At 66.7% G+C, this 598-nt stretch carries 1 protein-coding gene; it reads left to right on the plus strand.

Annotated elements, in window-relative coordinates:
* A partial coding sequence (locus tag PUR53_RS00005) for a DNA-directed RNA polymerase subunit alpha (protein ID WP_329906926.1) occupies nucleotides 1–598 on the plus strand: 598 nt, incomplete at both ends.

The following is a 598-nucleotide window of genomic DNA, read 5'->3' on the forward strand; positions in this document are numbered from 1 at the left end:
TCGACGGTGTCCTGCACGAGTTCACCACCGTGCCGGGCGTCAAGGAGGACGTCACCGACCTGATCCTCAACATCAAGCAGCTGGTCGTCTCCTCGGAGCACGACGAGCCGGTCGTGATGTACCTGCGCAAGCAGGGTCCGGGTCTGGTCACCGCCGCCGACATCGCGCCCCCGGCCGGTGTCGAGGTCCACAACCCCGATCTGGTCCTGGCCACGCTCAACGGCAAGGGCAAGCTGGAGATGGAGCTGACGGTCGAGCGTGGCCGCGGTTATGTCTCCGCCGTGCAGAACAAGCAGGTGGGCCAGGAGATCGGCCGTATCCCGGTCGACTCCATCTACTCGCCGGTGCTGAAGGTCACGTACAAGGTCGAGGCCACGCGTGTCGAGCAGCGCACCGACTTCGACAAGCTGATCGTCGACGTCGAGACCAAGCAGGCGATGCGTCCGCGTGACGCCATGGCGTCGGCGGGTAAGACGCTGGTCGAGCTGTTCGGTCTCGCGCGCGAGCTGAACATCGACGCCGAGGGCATCGACATGGGCCCGTCCCCGACGGACGCCGCGCTCGCCGCCGATCTGGCGCTGCCGATCGAGGAGCTCGA

This window comes from Streptomyces sp. SP18BB07 (assembly GCF_036322545.1).
GTDB lineage: Bacteria > Actinomycetota > Actinomycetes > Streptomycetales > Streptomycetaceae > Streptomyces > Streptomyces deccanensis.